The sequence below is a fragment of the Heliomarina baculiformis genome, assembly GCF_019966545.1.
Lineage (GTDB): Bacteria > Pseudomonadota > Alphaproteobacteria > Rhodobacterales > Rhodobacteraceae > Heliomarina > Heliomarina baculiformis.
In genome coordinates this window covers 362327-385405 of sequence record NZ_JAIMIC010000005.1, presented here as the reverse complement: position 1 = coordinate 385405, position 23079 = coordinate 362327, and the positions used below count along the sequence as shown (strand labels likewise).

Sequence of the window (23079 nt, the reverse complement as noted above, 5' to 3'; positions counted from 1 at the left end):
ATGACATTCTGGAAACTCTTCGCCCGTAACCGCTCGGCGGTGATGGGGCTTGTCATCATCTTCCTGATCATCCTCATGGCTCTGACCGCGCCGCTGTTCTTTCCCGCCGACCCGTTCAGCCTTGCAGGCCAGCCCATGTCGCCGCCGGGCGAAAACGGGTTCCTGCTTGGCAGCGACAGTCTTGGCCGCGACGTGGCCGCCGGCATTGCGCATGGCGCGAAAACCTCGCTGCTGATCGGGCTGCTCGCCACGCTGGTCGCGGTTTTCGTCGGTGTCATCATGGGCGCGCTTGCAGGCTATTATGGCGGCTTCATCGACAACCTGCTGATGCGCGCAACCGAGATGTTCCAGACGATCCCGTCCTTCATCTTCGCGATCCTGCTGGTGGCGATCATGAAACCCTCGATCGAAAGCATCGTCATCGCCATCGCGGTGGTGTCATGGCCCGCTGTCGCGCGACTGGTGCGCGGTGAATTCCTGTCGCTGCGGGGGCGTGAATTCGTTCAGGCCTGCCATACCATCGGCATGAACGACATCCGCATCATGCTGGCCGAGATGCTGCCGAACTGCCTGTCACCGATCATCGTCATCGGTTCTCTCATGGTGGCGACCGCGATCCTGATCGAAAGCGGGCTGGCCTTCCTTGGCCTCGGCGATCCCAATATCATGAGCTGGGGCTTTCAGGTCGGCGCGGGCCGCACCCTCTTGCGCTCGGCATGGTGGGTCTGCACCTTCCCGGGCATCGCGATCCTGCTGACCGTGCTGGCGATCAACCTCGTGGGCGAAGGTCTGAACGACGCCCTGAACCCAAGACTGAGGGAGCGCACATGACACGGCTTCTCGATATCCGTGACCTTCACGTGGCCCTGCCTGCGGGCGGTCAGCGGGCCCATGCGGTCAAGGCCGCCGACCTGCATCTCGAAGAAAACGAAATCCTCTGCGTGGTGGGGGAATCCGGTTCCGGCAAATCGCTCACGGCCCGCGCGGTCATGGGGCTCTTGCCGAAGCCGCATGTGCATATCTCGCAGGGCGAGGTGATGTTCCAGGGCGAGGATCTGGCCAAGGCGAGCGAAGCGCGTCTGCGCCAGATCCGTGGCTCCGACATCTCTATGATCTTTCAGGAACCGATGACCGCGCTGAACCCGGTGATGACCATCGGCAACCAGATTGATGAGGTGTTTCGTTTCCACGAAAACATGCCCGGCAAGGAACGCCGTGCCCGCGCGCTCAAGCTGCTCGAAGACGTGCATCTGCCCGATCCGGAACAGACCCTCGATGCCTATCCGCACCAGCTTTCCGGCGGTCAGCGGCAGCGGGCGATGATCGCGATGGCGCTGGCGCTCGATCCGAAAATCCTGATTGCGGACGAACCGACCACCGCGCTCGACGTGACCACGCAGGCGCAGGTGCTCAAGCTGATCAAGGAGATGCAGGCCGAACATGGCACCGGCGTTCTGTTCATCACCCATGACTTTGGTGTGGTTGCCGATATCGCCGACCGCGTTGCCGTGATGCAGAACGGCCTGGTGGTCGAAACCGGCACCACCGACGAGGTGCTGCGCAACCCGCAGCACCCCTATACCCAAGGTCTCATGGCGGCGGTGCCAAGCCTTACGCCCCGTGCGGCCCGTGCGCGTTCAGAGGAATCCGTGCTGAGCGTCAACAAGCTGGTCAAGACCTACAGCAGCGGTGGCGGTCTGTTCGGCGGCAAGGCCCGCGTGGTCCACGCAGCCAAGGAAGTGACCTTTGACCTCGCCCGGGGCGAGACCCTTGGCATCGTCGGTGAATCTGGCTCGGGCAAATCCACCGTGGCCCGCTGTATCGTGCGCCTGAACGACGCTGAGGCCGGAGAGATCCTGCTGGGCGGTACCGATCTGCGCCCGCTGGGCCGTTCGGCCATGCGGGCACATCGCTCCAAGATCCAGATGGTGTTTCAGGACCCCTTCGCCTCGCTCAACCCGCGCACCAAGGTCGGCAAGATCATTGCGCAGGGGCCGCTGCTCTATGGTGCCTCAACCGAAGAAGCGCGGGAGAAGGCGCTCGAACTGCTCGAAATCGTCGGTCTGGACGACCGCGCCTATGACCGTTTCCCGCATGAATTCTCCGGCGGGCAACGTCAGCGGATCGGCATCGCCCGCGCCCTTGCGCTCGAACCGCAGATACTGGTGGCGGATGAACCCGTCTCGGCGCTCGACGTGTCGATCCAGGCGCAGATCCTCGAACTGCTCGACAGTATCCGTGACCGGATGAACCTGTCGATGATATTCATCACCCATGACCTGCGGGTGGCGGCACAGGTCTGTGACCGGATCGCAGTAATGCGGCGCGGTGAAGTGGTCGAGATCGGCGCGACCGAAGGTATCTTCGCCAATCCGCAGCACGAATATACCCGCGATCTGCTCTCGGCCGTGCCGGGCAAGGGATGGTTCGCCTCGGAAACCGCCGTCGCAAGTTAAGGGGCAGGGGCCGGGCACGCCCGGCCAGCCCCGTCAGCCGCTCTCAAGCGCAAGCAATTGCTCGACCTCGGCCCAGGCGGCATCCATCGCCTCGGCCAGAGCCTCTACCGGCAGGGAGATCTCATCCGGTCCATCCGGATCGATCACTGCCGTGCCGGCGCTTACGGTGATCTCCAGCACATCGCCGGATAGCCGGTGACGGTAGAGCACCGATTTGCCGTCGCATAGTTCCGTCGCCCCGTCGCGCAAGAGCGCGCGCGCGACCGCGTCGAAAATGTCACCGACAAGGATCAGCGCGTCCTGCGTCAGGAATTCCACCCCGCCATTCGCGCTCTCGATCCGTCCGGCACCCTTGCGCAGCTCGGCATCTTTCAGCAGGTCCGCGGCATAAAGCAATTGCCGATCCCCCTGCACAATCAGAACAGTCCGGTCAGCGATCTGTTCTTGCATGGTTCATTCGTGATTGAAGGGGAAAGCGTGGAAATGGTTCACCGGTCCATGGCCTTTACCGACTTCCAGCAGGCCGGAATGGGCGATGGCCCGGGCGGTATAGGTCTTGGCATTGCGCGCGGCCTCACCAAGCAGGCGTCCATGGCCCAGCTCGCAGGCCAGCGCCGATGACAGGGTGCATCCGGTACCATGCGTATTGCGCGTCACATGTCGCGGTCCGCCCAGATCAAGATGGATATCCGCCGACAGCAGCAGATCGGGTGACTCCGGCTGATCCAGATGCCCGCCCTTGAGCATCACCGCCCGTGGACCAAGCGCCAGCAGGTCCACCGCCTGCCGCCGCATGTCCTCAAGGTTCACCGCCTCGTCACAGCCCAGTAGGTCGGCGGCTTCGGGCAGGTTCGGGGTAATGACAGTGGCGCGTGGCAAGAGCCGGTCACGCAGCGCTGCGACCGCGTCGGCCTGCAGCAAGCGGTCGCCGCCCTTGGCCACCATCACAGGGTCAAGCACCACAGGGGCTTTAAGCCCCTCCAACGCCACAAGAACCGCCTCGATAATCGCGGCCGAGCCGAGCATGCCGATCTTGACCGCATCCACCCGGATGTCATCCCGGATCGCCTTGATCTGCGCGGCAACCATGGCGGGCGGCACCAGTTCGACGGCGCTGACCCCTTGGGTATTCTGCGCGGTCAGCCCGGTCAGCGCCGCCATCGCATAGCCACCGCGCGCCGAGATCGCCTTGATGTCGGCCTGAATACCGGCTCCGCCGGAGGGATCGGACCCGGCGATGGAAAGAATATTGGGGATCATAGTGCGCTCCATTCCTGCATCAGCTCCCGTGTTGCGGCCTCGGGGTCGGCGGCCCGCGTGACCGCGCTCACCACCGCCATGCCCACGGCACCGGCCTGTTTCAGTGCTGCCGCATCGCCTGTGCCAAGACCGCCGATGGCGACAACCGGGCAGGAGGCAAGGCCCACGATGTCCGCCAGCCCGTTAAACCCGATGGGCGGCGCATGGTCGGGTTTGCTGGGGGTCGTCCGAACCGGCCCTGCGCCGATGTAATCGAGCGCCAACCCGTCCAGCGCCGCGCACTGATCCGCGTTCTCGATGGAAAGACCCAAGATCATCTCAGGCCCGATCCGGTCTCGTATCCGCGCCGGATCGCCATCGCTCTGCCCGATATGCAGCCCGTCGACGCCAAGCGCGCAGGCAAGCTCGACCCGATCATTCAAGATCAGCTTCGTGCCGCTGCCAGAGAGAATTTCCGCCAGTTCCCGGGCCAGTTCGGCAAAGGCCGCATCGCTTGCGGTCTTGTCGCGCAGCTGCACGGCCCATGCGCCACCCCGCATAGCGGCCCGAGTCTGATCGGGAACCGAAATCGGCGCTCCCGTATCAGTCACTACGTAAACCGGCCCGATCATGCGCCGGTGATCCTTGCGCCCTTGGTGGCCTCTTCCGGGCTCAGCCCGTAAAGCGCGTCAAGAAAGGCGACCTGAAAACTGCCCGGTCCCTTTGCGCTCTGTCCTGCAATCTCTCCGGCGAGACCATAACAGGCCAGCGCCGCCGCCGTCGCCTCGAGCGCGGGCTGATCGACGCAAAAGGCCGCGATAACCCCGTTCAGCGAACAGCCCATGACGGTAATACGGCCCATCATTTCATGACCGTTGTCAATGCGATAGCCGCGCATCCCGTCCGTCACGTAGTCGACGGGGCCAGAAACGGCGACCACGCCGCCCGTGCGCCCCGCAAGCTGCCGCGCGGCCTCTTCGGCATCCGACACCGTATCCCCCGCATCGACGCCGCGCGCGGTACTCTCAAGGCCCGCCAGCGTCAGGATTTCAGAGGCATTGCCGCGGATCACGGTCGGTTTCAGACCGATCAGCCGGTTCGACAGATCCTGGCGAAACGTGGTCGCCGCTACGCCCACCGGGTCCATCACCCAGGGGCGGCCATTGTCGGCCATCACGGTGCCGGCCTCCTCCATCGCCGCGCCCCATTCCGGGTCGGCGGTGCCGATATTTACGGTCAGCGCCTGCGCCAGCCCGGCGAATTCGGCCACCTCTACGCGGGCATGCACCATCGCGGGCGACGCCCCGACGGCAAGCAGCACATTCGCCATGACATTCATGGCAACGAAATTGGTGATGTTATGGACCAGCGGCGCGGTCTCGCGCATCTGGGCAAGGTAAGCTCCGGTGTCGTGCATCGTCTCTCCTCGCCGGGGAGGAGATCAAAACCGCAACATCGATCCGAGAAACCGGCGGGCTGAGGTTTTGCAACTTCCTCCGCCGGCATGATCCGGTTCAGGTTCAAAGGGTGCTTCTCAGCCCGCAGATGCGGACGCCCCTGTCGCAGCCCCATGCATCGGGCAGAGACCCCTTTTTGTCAACCGGCGATCACGGCACCTGTTTCACCGCGCGCCGCCTTTACGAGATCCGAACTTGGCAGGCGTTGTCTTTCCCGTAGCCGGTCAGACATCTCCTGTGACGGACGCTTGTCGTGCCGTTTCGACTAGTGAATTCGGGCGCGGGGGTGCACAGGGGGTGTACAGATGTCATACGCTTTGTGCACGGGTGCGGCCACCTGAGGTTGTTAACTATAATGTTGAAACTGAACAGTTTTTGATCGGATTTAGCCAGCCTTGTAAAATGCAAGACAAAACCCGGGGCAAACCCCGAAAAAGCCATATTCCCTTCCCAAAATCGATGCAGTTGCAGCATTAACACGCATCATCGCAAGCCCGTGAGGACGGCAAGAAAAGGCAAATTTACCTTTGTCTGTTACCTCTCCGCGGCTTCACCCCGATCACCGTCACATCGGATGATCGCTGCCAGAATGGCGAAAAGCGAACGAAACAACGGCCGCGAGCGTCAGGCATCGTGGTACCTGAAACGATAACGGCTAAGTAACGATGAGCAGCAATCCGGAAGACGACACACCCCAGCTCAAGCAGGGCACTGCCGGCAATGATACGATCACCGGCGGCAATGCCGGCGACTCTCTGCACGGAGAGGCGGGCGACGACACCATTCACGGCAATGGCGGGGCCGACGCAGTGTTTGGGGGGGCCGGAAATGATACGGTCTATGGCGGCGAAGGCGGCGATGCGATCTATGGCCAATCCGGTGATGACACCCTTCACGGCGAAGGCGGCGATGATGGTATTTACGGAGGGTCGGGCAAGGACAAGATCTACGGCGGCGACGGTAACGATACGCTTTATGGTGAGAATGGCGACGACACGATCGATGGCGGTGCCGGAGATGACGTCATCTACGCGGGCGACGGAAATGATCAGGTCTACGGCGGCCTCGGGTATGACGTCATCTATGGCGGTGGCGACAATGACGTGCTCGACGGCGGCGACGATGGCGATACCATCATCATTTCTTTTGGTGAAACGACGACGAATTTCAATACAACAGTCAAGGGCGGCTCTGGCGGCGACGACAACGATACGCTCGATATCTCCAACCTGATCGAAGACGGTTGGAACATTACCGGCTGGGTGCAAAATCCGGAAAGCAACGGGATGGATGGCTATAACGGCCAGATCACCCTGCAGCGCGGCGACCAGTGGGCCAATATCAACTACGAGGATATCGAGAATTTCCAGACCGAGGTCGTCTGTTTCACGCCCGGCAGCCTGATTTCAACCACGCGGGGTCTGCGTCCGGTCGAAACCCTCGTGCCCGGCGATCTCGTCTATACCCGCGATAACGGTCCGCAACCGCTGCGCTGGATCGGTCAGCGTCAGCTCGGCGTGGCCGAGCTTCGGACCGCGCCCTCCTTCGCGCCGGTGATGATCCGCAAGGATGCTTTTGGCCCCAACTGTCCCGAGCGCGACATGATGGTCAGCCCCAACCACCGGATGCTGGTCGAATCCGGCGAGGCACAGCTGATGTTCGGCGAGGATGAGGTGCTGGTGCCCTCCAAGCACCTTGTCGGTGCACCGGGTGTATCTCGCCGGAACCCGGGCGCGCTCACCTATGTCCACCTGATGTTCGACAACCACGAAATCATCCGCTCTGACGGGGTGTGGAGCGAAAGTTTCCAGCCCGCCAGCCGCACCATGTCGGCGATGGGTCGCGATCAGCAGAACGAGATCGAAGCGTTGTTCCCCGAGCTTGCAACCGTTGCCGGTCTCGATGACTACCGCGCTGCACGTTTTTCACTGAAACGCCACGAGGCGGAACTGCTCCGCGCCTGCGCCTAACGGTCCGGGTTCTCGCGGCGCCACGCGGCCCAGTCCTCGGGCGTATCAAGATCGCGCCTCGCATGCTGACCCGGCAAGGGCACAAGGTTGATTGAATCCGCGTTCTGCGCAACGACTTCACGCCCGCCGCTGTCCCCCGTCAGGCGGGTCAGTTCGTGGAACAGCGGGGCAGCGAAGATGATGGGATGACCCTGTTTTCCGTCGTCGGTCATGCCACGAGTAATCCTGAATTTTCTATTTGAAACAGCAGCCTGTACGACGTCGTTAAGGTCGCCCTCGGTCAGCTCCGGCAGATCAGCCAACAAGACCATTGCCCTTTCCGTCCCGTCGGGTAGTGCTGCAAACCCCGCACGTATCGAAGCGTTCATTCCTTCTTCAGGATTTGGGACGATGATCTTTGTCACGTCCACTCCCTCCAATTCCGCATACCTGGCATGGGGCGGCGGTGGCAGGGTGACCAGAACAGGCCCCGTCGTTACCCGCCGCGCCATCTCTGCTTGCCGCCGCAGCAGGCTCACACCATCGACAAGTTCAAGCAGCTTGTCGCGCCCGCGCATCCGCGCAGCGGCCCCGGCAGCAAGTAGGATGATCGGCAGATCGGGTTTCATGGCTCGGGTGTAAGCGCCCCGTATATGACGGTCCAGCCCCTCAGCCGCGCATCCTTGCCCCGTCCGCATCGAAAAGCGGGGTGGTGATCAGGTTCGCAGGGCGCATCTGGCCAAGGATCTCGATTTCCACCGCCAGCCCTTCGGCAATCCGCTCCGTCGGCAGGAACCCGAGTGCGATGGATTTGCCCGCGAAATGCGAATACCCGCCCGAGGTGCAGAAGCCCTGAACCGAACCATCCAGCCAGATCGGTTCATAGCCCTGCACATCGGCATCCTCGGCCTCGACCTCAAAGGCGGCAAGCTGACGGGCCGCGCCATTCTCACGTTCTTCCTCTGCTGGCTTTCTACCAATAAAATCAGTATCTTTTTTGAAGGAGATAAAGCGATCCAACCCAGTCTCGGCGGCCGTATAATCCGGGGAAAACTCGCTGAGCCACGACCCAAAGAACTTGTCGAGCCGCAGCGACATCATCGCCCGCATCCCAAAGGGCACCATGCCGTGTTTCTGACCTTCGTTCCATAGCGTCGTCCAAAGCTGCCGCTGCGCCATCGGATTGCAATAGATCTCATAGCCGAGGTCGCCGGTATAGCTTACGCGCTGCACCAGACATTCGGTCATGCCAATTGTCATCGGGCGCACGTCAAGGAACTTGAAGTCAGAAATATCGGCCCGTGTGCAGGCCGCCAGCACATCCCGCGCCTTGGGACCGGCGATCTGGAAACCGTTCCGTTTATCCGAGATATTCTCGACGGTTACGCCATCGACCTTATGCTGCTTGAACCATCGGAAATGATAGGCCTGCGCGCCATAAGAGGCCGTCAGCTGGAACCGGTCCTCGGCGAGGCAAGAGACAGTGAAATCGCCGATCAGCCGGCCCTTGGGCGACAGCATCGGGGTCAGGCTGATCCTTCCCGGCTGCGGAATACGGCCCGCCATGATGCGGTTCAGCCAGTTCCGCGCGCCCGATCCGGTGACGAGGTATTTGCCAAAGTTGTGGACCTCGTTGATGCCGACACCGTTGCGCACGCCCATGACTTCGCGGGCCGTGGCTTCAAAGGCGTCCGAGCGGCGGAATGAGGGCGTTTCATAAGTAGGTTCAGTGCCTTGCGCGAAATAGTTCACCACTTCCAGTCCGAATTGCTGGCCCCAGACCGCGCCCATTTCGGTAAAGATGTCATACATCGGCGTAGTCCGGTTGGGCCGTGCGGCAGGCAATTCCTCGTTCGGATAAGATACCGAGAACCGTTTCTGGTAGTTCTCGATCACCTTGGGCCGTGTATAGCCGGGGCTGATCCAGTCGCCAAAGCGGGCCACGTCCATCGCAAAGGTATCGCGCTCGCATTCGCCCTCGATCATCCACTGGGCAAGCATCAGGCCGACACCGCCGCCTTGGCTGAACCCGGCCATGACGCCGCAGGCCGACCAGTAATTTTGCAGGCCCGGCACCGGCCCGACCAGCGGGTTGCCATCAGGGGCAAAGGTGAACGGACCGTGGATAACCGATTTGACTCCGGCGGTTTCCAGCACCGGAAAGCGCTTATAGGCGAAGGCGATGGAATCCTCGATCTTGTCAAAATCGTCCGGCAGCAACTCATGCCCGAAATTCCACGGTGTTCCGTCCACAGCCCAGGGGCGGCAGGGCTGCTCGTAGAACCCGATGCAAAGGCCGCGACCCTCCTGACGCAGATAGCTTTCACCCGCCGGGTCCATCACATGGGGATGTTCGCCGCCGGCATCGATCATCTCTGCGATCTGAGGGATTTCCTCGGTGACGAGATACTGGTGCTCCATCGGGTGCAGCGGCAGGTAAACCCCTGCCATCGCACCCACTTCGCGCGCCCAGAGCCCGCCTGCGTTGACCACGTGCTCCGCGTGGATCGTGCCCTTGTCGGTCACCACGTCCCATGTTCCATCGGGGCGCTGGTTGGTCTCATTCACCATGCAATGGGTTTCGATCGTCGCGCCCCCCATCCGCGCGGCCTTGGCATAGGCATGGGTGGTGCCCGAAGGATCAAGGTGCCCGTCAAGCGGATCATACAGCGCGCCGAGGATGCCATCGGTATTGGTGATGGGCGCGATCTTCTTGATTTCTTCTGGGGTGACGATTTCCGTCTCAAGCCCCATAAACCGGTGCTTGGCCCGTTCGGCCAGCAACATATCGAAGCGGTCACGGTTGTCGGCCAAGGTGATCCCGCCCACATGGTGCAGCCCGCAGGACATGCCGGTGATCTCTTCAAGCTCCTTGTAAAGACGGATTGTATAGCCTTGAAGCGCCGCCATGTTGGTGTCGCCGTTCAGCGTGTGAAACCCGCCCGCCGCGTGCCATGTGGACCCCGAGGTCAGATCGGAGCGTTCCAGCAGCATCACATCGGACCATCCGAGTTTGGTCAGGTGGTACAACACGGAACAGCCGACAACGCCGCCGCCGATCACGACAACTCGGGTGGTGGTTTTCATGGTCTACGCCTCATTCTTTCTTTGGGCTTAAACTCGCGACGGGGCTGGTGAACCGCTAGTCACTTTGCGACAAAATCCGTCGTCTTTGAATTTTCAATGGGCAAGAAGAGCCCTACAAAGATCCTGTCAGAAAGGGCGCTAATTTTCGTGCTGCCTTGTCTCACAGCGACGGGCAAAGTCGCTAAATGGCATATGTTCCGTAACTCAGCGCCTCATGTTGGGCGCAAACCGGCAATGAGGGCAGCATGATGAAGACCCACGCACAGGCAGTAGTTATCGGGGGCGGCGTGATCGGATGCTCCATTCTGTATCATCTCGCCAAGCTTGGATGGACTGATGTTGTCCTCTTGGAACGGGACGAGCTGACATCGGGGTCCACATGGCACGCGGCGGCGAATATTCACGGTCTGCACGACAACACCAATATCTCGCGGCTGCAGTATTACACCATGAACCTCTACGAGGAACTTGAGCGCGAAACCGGGCAGGGCTGTGGGGTGTACCGCTCGGGGTATCTGTACCTCGCGCAGACCGAGGCACGGGAACATCAGCTGAGGCTTCAAGCGGCCAAGGCCAAGAACTACGGGTTCGATTTCGCCGAGATTTCGCGGGACGAGGCCGAGCGCCTGCACCCGCTGGTCGATTTCAACGGCATCCGCTGTATCATGCTGGAACCCGAAGCAGGCAAGGTCGACCCGTCGGGCGTGACAATGGCCTATGCGGCCGGGGCGCGCCAGCGCGGTGCGGAAATCCACCGCCACACGCCTGTCACCTCGACCGAACAGCAACCGGACGGAAGCTGGATCGTGCGCACGACCAAGGGCGATATCCACACGCAATGGGTGGTGAATGCCGCCGGACTCTGGGGGCGCGAAGTTGCTGCACTGGCGGGTCTGACCCTGCCTTTGCAACCGACCGAGCATCAGTATTTCGTGACGGAACGCATCCCCGAGATCGCGGCGATGGGGCGGCTCTTGCCTTCGGTCGCGGATCGCGACGGCGAATACTATCTGCGGCACGAGGGCGACGGGCTGCTCATCGGCGCCTATGAAAAGGACATGCGGTTCTGGGCCGAAGACGGCACGCCGCAGGATTTCGGCCACGACCTGTTCCCCGACGATCTCGAACGTATCGAGCCGAACGTGATGCGCGCGATCGACCGTGTTCCGGTGGCGGGCACGGCGGGGATCAAGCGGGTCATCAACGGCCCGATGATATGGTCGCCGGATTCCAACGTGCTTTTTGGTCCGGTGCCTGAGTTGAGCAATTATTTCTGCTGCAACGGGATTATCCCGGGCTTCTCCCAGTCCGGCGGCATGGGACTGATGGCGGCGCAATGGATGATCGAGGGAGAGATGCAATATGATCTTTTCCCATGGGACATCGCGCGCTTTGGTTCTTGGGCGGACAAGGCATTTACAAAGGCAAAGGTGCAAGAGGTCTACACCACCCGTTTCGCGATCCATTTCCCGAACGAGGAACGCCCGGCCGGTCGGCCTGTACGCACCCGCCCCGTTTACGACATGCAAAAACAGATGGGGGCGGTATTCGGCCTGAACTACGGCTGGGAACACCCGCAATGGTTCGCCTCTGAACCGGGCGTGACGGAAACCGCAGGGTTCAAGCGTCAGAACTGGTGGGAACCGGTTGGCGCCGAGGCGCGGATGTTGCGGGAAAAGGCGGGGATCATCGATATCTCGAACTTTGCCAAGTATCGCTGCAAGGGCCCGGGGGCCGAGGTGTGGCTGAACGCGGTGTTTGCCAACAATATGCCGCGCGAGGTCGGTCGGTCCTGCCTTGCGCCGCTGATCGGCAAGCGCGGCGGAATCGCCGGGGATTTCACCGTGACCCGGCTGGGCGCGGAGGAGTTCTGGGTGATCGGCTCGGGCATGGCGGAACGGTTTCACCAGCGCTTTTTCAAGCAGGTGCCGCTGCCCGAGGGCACGGTGTTCGAGAGCCTGACCGAGGCGGTCTGCGGTTTCAATGTGGCCGGTCCCCTGTCGCGGGATCTGTTGCAAGGGTTGACCAACCAATCGCTTGCAACGGCGGATTTCCCGTTCATGCGCTCGGCGCGGATCACGCTGGCCGGGGTCGATTGCGTAGCCCTGCGGGTGTCCTTTACCGGCGATCTCGGGTGGGAGCTGCATTGCGCCGAAAGCGATCAGGTGAGGCTCTACGAGGCGCTGCTTGAAGCGGGGCGCGGCCTCGGGGCCGGGCCGGTCGGGGCACGTGCGCTGATGAGCCTTCGGCTGGAAAAGGGCTATGGGTCCTGGGGACGCGAGTACAGCCCCGAGTACTGGCCGCAGGAGGTCGGGCTGTCGCGGTTGTGTAAGATGGACAAGGATTTTCTGAATCGCGCCGCTCTGGTCGAGGTGATCGACATGCCCACGCGCGAGAGCCTCGTGATCCTTGCGCTGGATGAGGCGGATGTTGCGGCGTCAGGGGCCGACGCCACCGGCGGAGAACCGGTATTTCGCGCGGGCGTCGGGATCGGGCGGGTCAGCTCGGGCGGCTATGGCTACGGGGTAAACAGGTCCCTGGCGCTTGCCAGCCTGCGCGATCCGAAGCCCGGTGAGCAGGTCGAGGTGATGGTGCTGGGCCAGCCGCATCGCGCAACGGTGCTGGAACAGCCGCCTTTCGATCCCGATGGACTTCGCCTGCGGGCCTGAGGGAAGGGGGCCAGCCCCCTCTTGGCCCGTTCGGGCCAATTCACCCCCGGGATATTTTTAACCCAAAGAAGGGGATAGCCGGTTCAGGACGGCTTTGTGGTCGATGCCGGGCAGGGCGCCGGTGATCTGGCCGCGGTCGCGGTCGAGCCGGGTGGCAACATAGGCATCCGAGATCGCGGCGGGGGCGGTTCGGATCAGCGTCGCGGCGGCGAGCATCTGGGCGGTATCCTCGGCGAACCAGCGGGCGGTGGATTCCTCGGGGTGGGAGGCCCAGCGGGAAGTGTAGGTTTTCAGGGCCTTGTCGTATTGACTGTTCTGACCGGTTGCGCCCCGCAGTTCAGCGATCATCACGTCGCGGGCGAGCGGGTCGCGGTCGAGGCTGCGCAGGATGTCGAGACAGATCACGTTGCCGGAACCTTCCCAGATGCCGTTGAGCGGGGCCTCGCGGTAGTAGAGGGGCAGGGGCGTGTCTTCGACATAGCCCATGCCGCCCAGCGCCTCCATCGCCTCGTAGGTGACCTGCGGGCAGCGCTTGTTGCCGAGGAACTTGGCAAGCGCGACCGCGATACGGGCAAAGGCGCGGTCTTCAGGAGTGGTCCCGTCGAAAGCATGGGCGGTGCGCAGGCCGAGCGCGAGCGTGCCTTCGACATCGAGGGCGAGATCGGCCAGTACCGTGCGCATCAGCGGCTGGTCGATAAGACGACGCTGGAAGGCGCTGCGGTGGATGGCCCAGTGATGGGCCTCGGCGAGCGCACCGCGCATCAGGCCTGCGGGAGCCATGGCGGTGTCGAGCCGGGTATGGTGCACCATTTCGATGATAGTGCGCACGCCCTTGCCAGTCTCGCCCAGCTGGTAGGCGAGCGTGTCGGTGAATTCGATTTCCGAGGAGGCGTTGGACTTGTTGCCCAGCTTGTCCTTGAGGCGCTGGATGTTGATCGCATTGCGTTCGCCTTCAAGCCAGCGGGGGACGAGAAAGCAGGTCAGGCCGTCCGGCGTTTGAGCGAGCGTCAGGAACCCGTCGGACATCGGCGCGGAGCAGAACCACTTGTGGCCCGTCAGCCGCCAGTGATCGCCATCCTGCCGGGCCTGCGTGGTATTGGATCGGACATCCGATCCGCCCTGTTTCTCGGTCATCGCCATGCCAAGCGTCGCGCTTGTTTTCGCGCTGACGGGTTGTTGCGATGGGTCATAGGCGCGGGCGGTCAGTTTCGCTCGCCATTCGGCCGCAAGGTTTTCCGAGGCGGCGAGGGCCGGGGTGGCGGCATAGGTCATCGTCAAGGGGCAGCAATGGCCCGGTTCGACCTGGCTGGCGAGATAGACCATCGCGGCATGAGTGAGGTGACCGCCGGGTTTACCCTCCCAGGCGCAGGCGGCATAGCCGGCACTTTGACTGAGGGTCAGGAACCGATGATAGGCGGGGTGGAAATGGACCTCGTCGATGCGGCGGCCTCCGGCATCGAATTGCACCAGCTCGGGGGGATGACGGTTGGCGTCGCGGGCGGCGCGGCGCATTTCATCCGTGCCGAGCGCAGCGCCATAGGCGGCCAGCGGCGGTGTGCGTGCGCCGTAATGGGCGATTGCCTCGCGCAAGGGGAGGTCGCTGGTCCAGAGATCGACATCGCCCCGGGGGGAAGGCTGGTTCTGGACCTCGTGGGTACTCAGCGTGCTGCGCGGCTCGGAATATGTCATGGTGTCCTCCTTGCCCGGGATGCTAGCGCGGGCAGGGGGGCTGGCAAAGCGGATCGTCGCGTCAGAGCGGTCGGATACGCAGTTTCGTCACCCGGTTGCCGTCACGCTCCATCACTTCGAAGCGGAAGCCGTGGAAGGAGAAAACCTGCCCCACGGTCGGGATCATCTGCGCCTCGTGGATCACCAGACCGGCGACGGTATTGGCCTCTTCGTCGGGGAGGGTCCAGTCAGTGGCGCGGTTCAGGTCGCGGATCGTCATCGCGCCTTCGACCACGTAATGCCCGTCTTCATTGGCCTTGAGCGGGTGATCGGCATCGGGGTCGAATTCGTCGGTGATCTCGCCGACGATTTCCTCGAGGATGTCCTCGAGGGTGATCAGCCCCTGAAGCGAGCCATATTCATCCACCACCAGCGCGAAATGCGTCCTCATGCGAAGAAACTGGCGCATCTGGTCGTCCAGCGTCGTGGTTTCGGGGATGAAATAGGGTGGCATGGCCACATCGGTGATCCGAAAGCGTTTGAGCGCGTCGGGGTCGCTGTCAGGGCCGCTGACGGCCTTGTACATGGCGCGCAGCAGATCCTTGGCGTGGACCACGCCGATGATGTTCTCCTGATCCTGCCGAAAGACGGGGAGCCGGGTGTGGGGGCTGTCGAGACATTGCTGGAGGATATCCGAAGGCGGGTTGTCCGCATCGATCATCTCGATGCCCGAGCGGTGGAGCATGATCTCTTCGACCGCGCGGTCGCCAAGGTCGAGCGCGCCGAGAATCCGGTCGCGGTCCTCTTTTTCGACGACGCCTTCGGAATGGCCGAGGTTGAGTGCGCCTGCGATTTCCTCACGCACGGCAAGGATCTGGCTGTCGGGATCGACCCGCACACCAAAGAGACGCAACACGCCGCGTACAAAAAGCCGGACGGCCGAGACGATGGGCGACAGGACTCGCACCACGATGCTGATGACCGGGGCGACAGTGGCAGCGGCGGATTCAGAATAGATGATCGCGTAGGTCTTGGGCAACACCTCGGCAAAGACCAGCACCAGCACGGTCATGATCAGCGTCGCCAGTGCCACGCCGCTGTCGCCGAAGGCACGGGTAAAGAGCGAAGTCGCCAGCGAGGTTGCAAGGATATTGACGAGGTTGTTGCCCAGCAGGACGGATCCGATCAGGCGCTCGTTATCCTCGGTAATGACCAGCGCCTTTTCCGCGCCTTTCGAGCCCTTGTCGGCCTGCGCGCGCAGTTTGCCACGCGAGGCGGCGGTCAGGGCGGTTTCGGAACCGGAAAAAAAGGCAGAGAGAACAAGCAGCAGCAAAATTGCGGCACCAGTTATCCAGAATGCGTTGTCCAGCGCGGTTTCGGACAGTTCCATCAAAGGGGCTTTCTTAACTTCGTTGTTTCAGGTGTCATTTGGCGGCGGGTCTGCTGCCATGCTTTGCCGGTCGGATCATGCGAGGTTGTTCGCGCTATTCCTAGCCGTTCCGGTCAGGTTTCGAAAGCGGGTGGTGTTCGTGAACCAGTTCCGACAGGCGTTCGTCCAGCACATGTGTGTAGATTTCTGTTGTGGCAAGGTCTGCATGGCCCAGAAGTGTCTGGATCGAGCGCAGATCGGCGCCGTTGGCCAGCAGGTGCGTGGCAAAAGCATGACGCAGCGTATGCGGCGTGACCTTGGCCGGAGAGACCCCTGCGGCGACGGCGATTTCCTTGATCAGCAGGTAGAACCGGTGCCGGGTCAGGTGGCCGGATTTTCCGTGCGAGGGGAACAGGAAACGCGACGCGGCATGGCCGTTGCGGCTGCGAGAGTCTTCCTCTTCGTCGCGTGCGACCAGCCATTCGGCCAATGCGGTACGGGCCGGGGGGGATAGGGGGACCATGCGTTCCTTGCCGCCCTTGCCAAGCACCAGCAGCATGCGCGGATCGCCCCGCGCGGCGCTGACCGGCAAGCCGACCAGTTCGCTTACCCGCATGCCGGTGGCATAGAGCAATTCCATCAGGCAGGTATTGCGCAGCCGCTCCGAGGGAGTGCGCCCGGCGCTGCGCGCCGCGTCAAGCAGCCGATCGACCTCTGGCACGTCGAGCGTTTTGGGCAGGCGGTTCTCGCGCCCAGGGCCCTTGATCTGGATCGCCGGGTTGTCGCCGCGCCAGCCTTCCTCGAAGGCAAAGCGAAAGACCTGCTTGATCGCGGAAAGCCGTCGCGCCCGCGTCGATTTGGCCAGTCCTTGCGCGTCGCACCAGACAAGATAGGACTCGATCATCTCGCGGTCGGCCCCGGCAAGGTCGCTGTTCTTGCGCTCAAGCCAGTCCACGAAATCACGCAGGTCGCGCCCATAGGCGAGCTGGGTGTTCGTGGCAGCCCCAAGCTCGGCGGCCTGTGCCTCAAGAAAAGTCGAAATCCATTGAAAGGAACTGGAGGGGGCCGACATTCTACCCGTGTCCCAGCAGCAGGAGTTGCAGCGACGCCCGGCGCGCGGTGTCTTCAAGCCCAACGCGGCGCAACGTGGCGATGGCGGCGGCAAGGTCGTTGGGATTGCCCGTCGCGCCACGATCGAAATGTTCGATGGCCAGCAGGATGGTTTCGCCAAGCGCCCCGCGATCCAGAGCGTTCTGGATACGGCCGGGCAGCTCCACCGCATTGCTGAACCCGTCCGATATCGCCTGTGTCATCTGGTTCGGCGCTGCAACATCGCCGGGCGTGCCTCGTGTCAGGGCCACGAGAAACGCATCGGTGTCGGTTTCAGCGCTCACCGAATTGGCGACGGATTCGTAATCCGACGACAAAAGCCCCATGCGCCACGCGATCTGCGCGGCACGCGCATCCGTAAAGTCCAGACCACTTATCTGCGGTGCAAACAGTTCGGCAAAGGCAACCTCAAGCCCGACTTCCTGCATGGCGGTCCAGACCGGCGGCAGCGTCTTGGTCACCGCGTCCATGCTGTTCTGTTCAAGCGCGGTTTCGAACCGGCGCAGGGCGGTCACCCGGTCCCAGACCCCGCCCGAGGCGGCGGCGCGACGCTCGGTGTATAGGCCAAGCAAACGGTTGGGTTGCAACGCGCCAATACGTGTCAGCCTTTCGGCGGCTTCGATCTGGGCCTTCCAACCCGAGACATCTCGAAGGTCGGCATTGGCAAAGGCGCGCGGCAGCGACGCGGTTGGAAGCCGTTCGCCAATCGCCTCGAACAGGCGGAAGGTCAGCGGGTCTGGATGGTCGGGCATGGGCAGGTGCGGCGCGCCGTCGTAAATTTCCGGCGACAGAAAGCGGTCCATCAGGTCCAGCTCTGCCTGCGGCATCGCCTGTATCGCATGGGCAGCTTCGAGGATCAGCGCGGCGGTCTGCCAGTCGCCTTGTCGGGCAAGGCAGAATATCCGGGCGCGGTAATCGCGCGTCAGCCTTGAATCCAACGCCAGCGCCGCACAGGCCTTGTCCTCGCTGCCGTTCAGCAGCGTCGCATCGAACCAGCGCTGGAACAGCGCCGCGTTCTGCGCCGCACCGGCGCTTTCGGCAAGGGATTCGAGCGGATCGGTCGCGCCAAGCGACATTAGCCGGTCAAGCCGCGCCCGCATCAGCAGGTCCTGTGCTTCATCTCCGCCCGGCGCTCGGGTTTCGGACAGAAGCAGCGTATAGAGCAGGGTCTGCATCGCCGGGTTGCCATCCACCGGCACGGTATCGATCAAGTAGCGCAGCGTCGGCAATTCGCTGCCTTCCCACAGGTTGACCGGCAGGCCGGTAACATCGGAGGGCACGAGGCCCATCGGCTGGGCCTGAGGTTGCAGGGTTTCGACCGCGATTTCAGGCCGCAGCGCCGTCTGGGTCACCGGCGGTTCCCGCAGCGTCTGCGCCCCCAGTGTCGGACCTGATCGGATCTGCGGGGCGTTGCGGCCAAGCCAGTCGATTGCGGTCAGCGGCTCTTGCGCGCCAAGGCAGGCGGGCAGGGCGATCATGGCAATGGAAAGGGCGATCCCGTGTCTAGTCGGCATCCAGTTCCACCGGTTTGCGTATCTCTTGCTGCGGGGCCGAGAAATCCGACCCGAACCACGGCCCGAGATAAGCATACCCGACCACGGCTATGAACGCCAAGCACAGGAGATATACTACAAATTTGATGAGCCTGCCCATCGTGACCTCACTTACTGCTCGTTGTCTTGCACAAGTTATATATGGCCTTTTCGACAAGATCACGTCATTCACTGAAGAATGAGCGAAATTGAGCAAAGATCGAACAAAAAAGACAGGCCCCGCAAGGCGAAGAGGCTGAAAAAGACCGTTGTGATGGTGGGCATGATGGGCGCGGGCAAAACCGCTGTGGGCCGCGCGCTTGCCGAGCGTCTGGGCGTGCCTTTTCTTGATAGTGATGCGGAAATAGAGGCCGCCGCCAACATGACGGTGCCAGAGATTTTCAGCCGTGACGGCGAGGCGTTTTTCCGGCGCAAGGAAAGCCAGGTGATCGCCCGGCTACTGGTCGAAGAGCGTGGCGTGCTTTCAACAGGCGGCGGCGCGTTCCTCTCCGAGGAGAATCGCCGGTTGATTTCGGAAAAAGGCGCGTCGGTTTGGCTGGATGCAAGTTGCGACGTGCTCTGGCAGCGGGTCCGGCACCGCGATTCGCGCCCCTTGCTGCGCACCGAGAATCCGCGCGCCACCTTGCAGTCCCTGTTCGATCAGCGCCGTCAGTTTTACGAAAAAGCCGATCTGGCCGTGCCGTCCGACGGGCATGCCTCGATCGAGCAGATGGTTGACCGCGTGCTGGAGGCGCTTGCCACCCGTCCGGACGTGCTGGAGAGCGAATGATGCAGGAAAAGGTCCATGTCTCGCTGGGCGAGCGCAGCTATGACGTGATTATCGGCCCCGGCCTCATGGGCCGCGCGGGAGAGCTTATTTCTCCGCTGTTGCCCCGGCCGCGCCTGGTTGTCGTCAGTGATGAAACCGTTGCCGCGCTGCATCTTGAGACCTTGCGCACCGGATTGGCTGCGTCGGGCATCGCGATGGAAGCGATGACACTCCCCGCAGGCGAAGCGACCAAAAGCTGGGAAAGCCTGACCCGGACCTGCGACTGGCTGCTTGATCAGAAAGTTGAGCGCCGCGACATCGTGGTGGCGCTTGGTGGCGGGGTGATCGGCGATCTGGTCGGGTTTGCCGCGGCGGTGCTGCGCCGGGGCGTGCGGTTCGTGCAGATCCCGACCTCGCTTTTGGCGCAGGTCGACAGTTCGGTCGGTGGGAAAACCGGGATCAACGTCCGTCAGGGCAAGAACCTGATCGGTGCCTTTCATCAGCCCGCGCTGGTGCTGGCGGATACAGATTTGCTTGCGACACTGGCCGAGCGCGACTTCCTCGCCGGCTATGGCGAGGTGGTGAAATACGGGCTGCTGGGCGATGCGGCGTTCTTCGACTGGCTCGATGAAAACGGTCCCGCGCTGAAATCGGGTGACATGGCGGCCCGCATCGCGGCGGTGGCCAAGTCGGTCCAGATGAAAGCCGATATCGTATCCCGGGACGAAACAGAGCAGGGCGACCGGGCGCTGCTCAACCTCGGACATACCTTCTGCCATGCGCTCGAGGCGGCGACGGGCTACAGCAACCGGTTGTTGCACGGCGAGGGCGTGGCGATTGGCTGCGCGCTTGCCTTTGAGCTTTCGGCGCGTCTTGGCCTGTGCAGTCAGGAAGAACCAAGCCGCGTGCGCGAACACCTCAAGCGCATGGGAATGAAGACCGATCTGGCCGATATTCCCGGGGATCTGCCGGATGCGGATGCGCTGATCGATCTGATGGCACAGGACAAGAAGGTGCTGGATGGCAAGCTGCGCTTTATCCTCGCGCGTGGCATCGGTCAGGCCTTTGTGACCTCGGATGTGCCGCGCGATGCGCTTGCGGATGTCTTGCAAGCGGCCTTGAAAGAAAAAGCGCGGCAGAACTGATCTGCCGCGCTTTTCTGATTTCGTCTTTTTACCCTTTGATCAGGCGGTCACGCCATTCGGACGGCTGCGCAGCGCGTCAACGCTGATCGGTCCGGGACCGGAAAAGACAAGGTACAGGAAGAAGAAGCAGTAGAGGATCGCCGCGTCGCCGCCGTTCAGCGCCGGGAAAAAGCTTTGCGGCGCGTGGGCGATGAAATAGGCGCATGCCATCAGACCCGACATAACAAAGGCCACCGGACGGGTGAACAGGCCGATGACGAGCAGGGCGCCGCCCACCAGTTCAAGCAGACCGGCAATTCCGAACATCGTGAAGATCGGCGGGTTCATGTCAGAGGCGGGGAAGCCGAGAATTTTCTGGGTGCCATGCGCCATGAAGATGAGCGCGGCAACGATACGGACAACGCTGAGCATGACCGGCGCGTAATTGGTGAGTGTCTTGGACATAGGTGTTCCTTGGGCAAGATATCGATTTGCCTGATGACATACCGAGTTGGCGCGCAAAAAATATTCCTTACGTCTCAACTCCCTGTGTGCAGTTTTGCACACAGGTTTCCGTCACGGGTAAGTCGTTCTTATCAGAACGGGATCTCGTCATCCATATCGCGTGAGGAGGGGCCGCTGCCGCCGCCCTGACCGCCGCCAAAGCGGTCGTCCTGCGGGCCGCTGTCATAGCCGCCACCCTGATCGTAGCCGCCGCCATAGCCGCCACCACCGCCGCCGCCGCCCGAAGCGCCGTCGCGGCCGTCGAGCATGGTCAGCGTCGAGCCGAAGCCCTGAAGCACGACCTCGGTTGAATAGCGGTCCTGACCGGACTGGTCCTGCCATTTGCGGGTCTGAAGCTGGCCTTCGATATAGACCTTTGAGCCCTTGCGCAGATACTGCTCGGCCACGCGGACAAGCCCTTCGTTGAAGATCGCGACCGAATGCCATTCGGTCTTCTCGCGGCGCTCGCCGGTGTTGCGGTCTTTCCAGTTCTCAGAGGTGGCGATGCGCAGGTTGCAGACCTTGCCGCCATTCTGAAAGGTGCGCACTTCGGGGTCGCGCCCCAGATTTCCGATAAGAATGACCTTGTTGACCGAGCCTGCCATGGTGCTCCCCGTATATGTGTTTGAATGCTGTCCGGATTGATTCCCGGGATGGGTTCTGTCCGAGACTATACGTGTCATTGCAAGGATTAAACCAGAATGCAGGACGCGAAATGACGCTGCCTGTCAGGGCCGAAAGGTTTCAGTTCTGGAAATTCAGTGTGATCTGCTTATAGTACCGCCGGGGAATCGTTCTTTCTGCGGGACTATTTGTACATGGTTATCAAGCGTATGGGGCAGCTTGCTGTCGGTGCTTTCGTCATTTCTCTTTGTGCCGACGCGGCGCTTGCGGATTCTGTATCGACGCGCAGCCAGAGGAAACTGCTCAAATCCCAGCTTGCGGTTCTCGATAATCGCGCAGCCCAGCAGTACAAGAATTCGGTCAGGCTCCAGCCGCCGTCGATCTATACGCCAAGCAAGAACGGCAGCGGCGCCTATGCTGGCAAATACCGCGGCGAATTCCTCGTGATGGCCAAGGCCGCGGCACGGTTGCACAATGTGCCCGAGGATCTTTTTGCACGCCTGGTGCAGCAGGAATCGGGCTGGAACCCGGCAGCTGTTTCCCACAAGGGCGCGCTGGGTCTTGCCCAGCTGATGCCGCAGACCGCGCGTCTGCTGGGGGTCGACCCGACAGATCCGAAACAGAACCTCGAAGGCGGGGCGCGTTACCTTGCGCGGCAATACCGCAAATTCGGGTCGTGGCCGCTGGCACTTGCTGCCTATAACGCGGGCCCCGAAGCGGTCGTCAAACATGGTGGTGTGCCGCCCTATAAGGAAACCCGGAACTACGTGCGGGTCATCTGGGGAAGCTGACAGCTCCGGTCCAGCAACTATCTGCCGGGCCCCGCCTGCGCCGTTGACAGCTGCAAACTATCTGATCTGAAACGGAACCTTTTTACATCGAGCGGTGTTGAAAGCTCATAGCGCCTGCCGGGACACCTATCCGGGCCTGTGGTTGGCGAGTGTAAAAGGAGAGTAAAAATGAAATCCATGTTTGTCCGTACGATGGCCGCAAGTGCCGTAGCAGCAATTGTCGCAGGCGCCGGCTGGGCGCAGTCGCAAGATGGTGTCGTCAAGGAACTGACCGTCAATTCCGAATACACGGCACTGAAGGATTCCAACGCTCAGGAATACTTCCCGACGCTGGCAACCGACCTGATGACCTCGATCGCTGACAAGATCGCGATGACCACCGAGGAGGCCGGTTACGTTGTCGAAGTGAACCTGCAGGAAGTCCGCATGGGCGACAGCATGACGCTGCCCGAAAGCCGCGAATTCAACCAGATGGATGGTGTCGTGAGCATCACCAGCCCGCAGGCCGATGCCGGCACCGAAAGCTATCCGGTCAATATCATTGCGATGGACCCGGACGGAACCGTTCCGGAAGGCTACGTGGCAGTGGCCCCCAGCACCGAAGATTTTTATAAAGCGATGATCGAAGGCTATGCGAACGCCGTTGTCGACGTTCTGCCCGAAGACATCCCGAATTCGCTTTCCAAATAAGACTTTCCGTCTTCACGACGATCCGCCCCGCAGCGTTTTCA

General features: G+C 62.1%; 21 protein-coding genes and 1 riboswitch. Of the genes, 8 read left to right on the top strand and 13 right to left on the bottom strand.

Annotated features, from left to right (window positions below; all coding sequences use genetic code 11):
* Both MF268_RS13930 and MF268_RS13925 read left to right on the top strand, forming a co-directional pair.
* On the top strand, positions 1–831 hold the full coding sequence (locus tag MF268_RS13930; protein WP_238371465.1) for an ABC transporter permease: 831 nt from the start codon (positions 1–3) through the stop codon (positions 829–831).
* Positions 828–2456, top strand: a complete 1629-nt coding sequence (locus tag MF268_RS13925) for an ABC transporter ATP-binding protein (protein ID WP_238371464.1) — start codon at positions 828–830, stop codon at positions 2454–2456. Before MF268_RS13930 ends, MF268_RS13925 begins: the two co-directional genes overlap by 4 nt.
* A 33-nt stretch (positions 2457–2489) precedes the next feature.
* Here MF268_RS13925 and MF268_RS13920 read toward each other — a convergent pair whose 3' ends face one another.
* The 4 genes from MF268_RS13920 to thiM are packed head-to-tail and all read right to left on the bottom strand — an operon-like array spanning position 2490 to position 5112.
* Entirely contained in the window at positions 2490–2906 is a 417-nt protein-coding gene (locus tag MF268_RS13920) for a hypothetical protein (protein ID WP_238371463.1), read from the bottom strand.
* Between the two features lie 3 nt (positions 2907–2909).
* On the bottom strand, positions 2910–3716 hold the full coding sequence (gene thiD, locus MF268_RS13915) for a bifunctional hydroxymethylpyrimidine kinase/phosphomethylpyrimidine kinase (RefSeq protein ID WP_273545020.1): 807 nt from the start codon (positions 3714–3716) through the stop codon (positions 2910–2912).
* Positions 3713–4327, bottom strand: coding sequence for a thiamine phosphate synthase (thiE, locus tag MF268_RS13910; protein WP_238371461.1), 615 nt, complete (start codon positions 4325–4327; stop codon positions 3713–3715). Before thiE ends, thiD begins: the two co-directional genes overlap by 4 nt.
* Positions 4324–5112, bottom strand: a complete 789-nt coding sequence (gene thiM / locus MF268_RS13905; RefSeq protein WP_238371460.1) for a hydroxyethylthiazole kinase — start codon at positions 5110–5112, stop codon at positions 4324–4326. Before thiM ends, thiE begins: the two co-directional genes overlap by 4 nt.
* Before the next feature lie 57 nt (positions 5113–5169).
* A riboswitch (TPP riboswitch) is annotated at positions 5170–5264 on the bottom strand.
* A 553-nt stretch (positions 5265–5817) separates the two neighbouring features.
* On the opposite strand from thiM, the gene MF268_RS13900 reads away from it, so the two are divergent.
* Complete coding sequence (locus MF268_RS13900; protein WP_238371459.1) at positions 5818–7122, top strand: Hint domain-containing protein; 1305 nt, start codon at positions 5818–5820, stop codon at positions 7120–7122.
* Here the strand turns inward: MF268_RS13900 and MF268_RS13895 are convergent.
* Positions 7119–7730: a nucleotidyltransferase family protein gene (locus tag MF268_RS13895; protein ID WP_238371458.1), complete on the bottom strand. Its 612-nt coding sequence runs from the start codon at positions 7728–7730 to the stop codon at positions 7119–7121. The genes MF268_RS13900 and MF268_RS13895 overlap by 4 nt on opposite strands.
* Positions 7731–7770: 40 nt before the next feature.
* Entirely contained in the window at positions 7771–10188 is a 2418-nt protein-coding gene (locus tag MF268_RS13890; RefSeq protein ID WP_238371457.1) for a GcvT family protein, read from the bottom strand.
* Between the two features lie 248 nt (positions 10189–10436).
* Here MF268_RS13890 and MF268_RS13885 point away from each other — a divergent pair, with 248 nt between their 5' ends.
* A complete protein-coding gene (locus tag MF268_RS13885; protein ID WP_238371555.1) occupies positions 10437–12857 on the top strand; it encodes a GcvT family protein in 2421 nt (806 codons plus the stop codon).
* A gap of 57 nt (positions 12858–12914) precedes the next feature.
* Here the strand turns inward: MF268_RS13885 and MF268_RS13880 are convergent, their stop codons facing one another.
* The 5 genes from MF268_RS13880 to MF268_RS13860 all read right to left on the bottom strand — a co-directional run bounded on the left by MF268_RS13880 (position 12915) and on the right by MF268_RS13860 (position 18657).
* Complete coding sequence (locus MF268_RS13880; RefSeq protein ID WP_238371456.1) at positions 12915–14546, bottom strand: acyl-CoA dehydrogenase family protein; 1632 nt, start codon at positions 14544–14546, stop codon at positions 12915–12917.
* A gap of 61 nt (positions 14547–14607) precedes the next feature.
* Complete coding sequence (locus MF268_RS13875; protein ID WP_238371455.1) at positions 14608–15915, bottom strand: HlyC/CorC family transporter; 1308 nt, start codon at positions 15913–15915, stop codon at positions 14608–14610.
* Between the two features lie 100 nt (positions 15916–16015).
* The gene (locus tag MF268_RS13870; RefSeq protein WP_238371454.1) at positions 16016–16966 is read right to left on the bottom strand and encodes a site-specific tyrosine recombinase XerD; all 951 of its coding nucleotides are present in this window, start codon (positions 16964–16966) and stop codon (positions 16016–16018) included.
* Between the two features lies 1 nt (position 16967).
* Positions 16968–18518: a hypothetical protein gene (locus MF268_RS13865; protein ID WP_238371453.1), complete on the bottom strand. Its 1551-nt coding sequence runs from the start codon at positions 18516–18518 to the stop codon at positions 16968–16970.
* Entirely contained in the window at positions 18508–18657 is a 150-nt protein-coding gene (locus MF268_RS13860; protein ID WP_238371452.1) for a hypothetical protein, read from the bottom strand. The genes MF268_RS13865 and MF268_RS13860 overlap by 11 nt, the downstream gene beginning before the upstream one ends.
* Before the next feature lie 78 nt (positions 18658–18735).
* On the opposite strand from MF268_RS13860, the gene MF268_RS13855 reads away from it, so the two are divergent.
* Positions 18736–19326: a shikimate kinase gene (locus MF268_RS13855; RefSeq protein ID WP_238371451.1), complete on the top strand. Its 591-nt coding sequence runs from the start codon at positions 18736–18738 to the stop codon at positions 19324–19326.
* Entirely contained in the window at positions 19326–20450 is a 1125-nt protein-coding gene (aroB, locus tag MF268_RS13850; protein ID WP_238371554.1) for a 3-dehydroquinate synthase, read from the top strand. Before MF268_RS13855 ends, aroB begins: the two co-directional genes overlap by 1 nt.
* A gap of 39 nt (positions 20451–20489) precedes the next feature.
* Here aroB and MF268_RS13845 read toward each other — a convergent pair whose 3' ends face one another.
* A complete protein-coding gene (locus MF268_RS13845) occupies positions 20490–20894 on the bottom strand; it encodes a DoxX family protein (protein ID WP_238371450.1) in 405 nt (134 codons plus the stop codon).
* 131 nt (positions 20895–21025) lie between these two features.
* Entirely contained in the window at positions 21026–21538 is a 513-nt protein-coding gene (locus MF268_RS13840; RefSeq protein ID WP_238371449.1) for a single-stranded DNA-binding protein, read from the bottom strand.
* A 228-nt stretch (positions 21539–21766) separates the two neighbouring features.
* Here MF268_RS13840 and MF268_RS13835 point away from each other — a divergent pair, with 228 nt between their 5' ends.
* Together MF268_RS13835 and MF268_RS13830 are read left to right on the top strand one after the other, a co-directional pair.
* On the top strand, positions 21767–22348 hold the full coding sequence (locus MF268_RS13835) for a lytic transglycosylase domain-containing protein (RefSeq protein WP_238371553.1): 582 nt from the start codon (positions 21767–21769) through the stop codon (positions 22346–22348).
* 168 nt (positions 22349–22516) lie between these two features.
* Complete coding sequence (locus MF268_RS13830; protein WP_238371448.1) at positions 22517–23038, top strand: hypothetical protein; 522 nt, start codon at positions 22517–22519, stop codon at positions 23036–23038.
* Positions 23039–23079 lie beyond the last annotated feature (41 nt).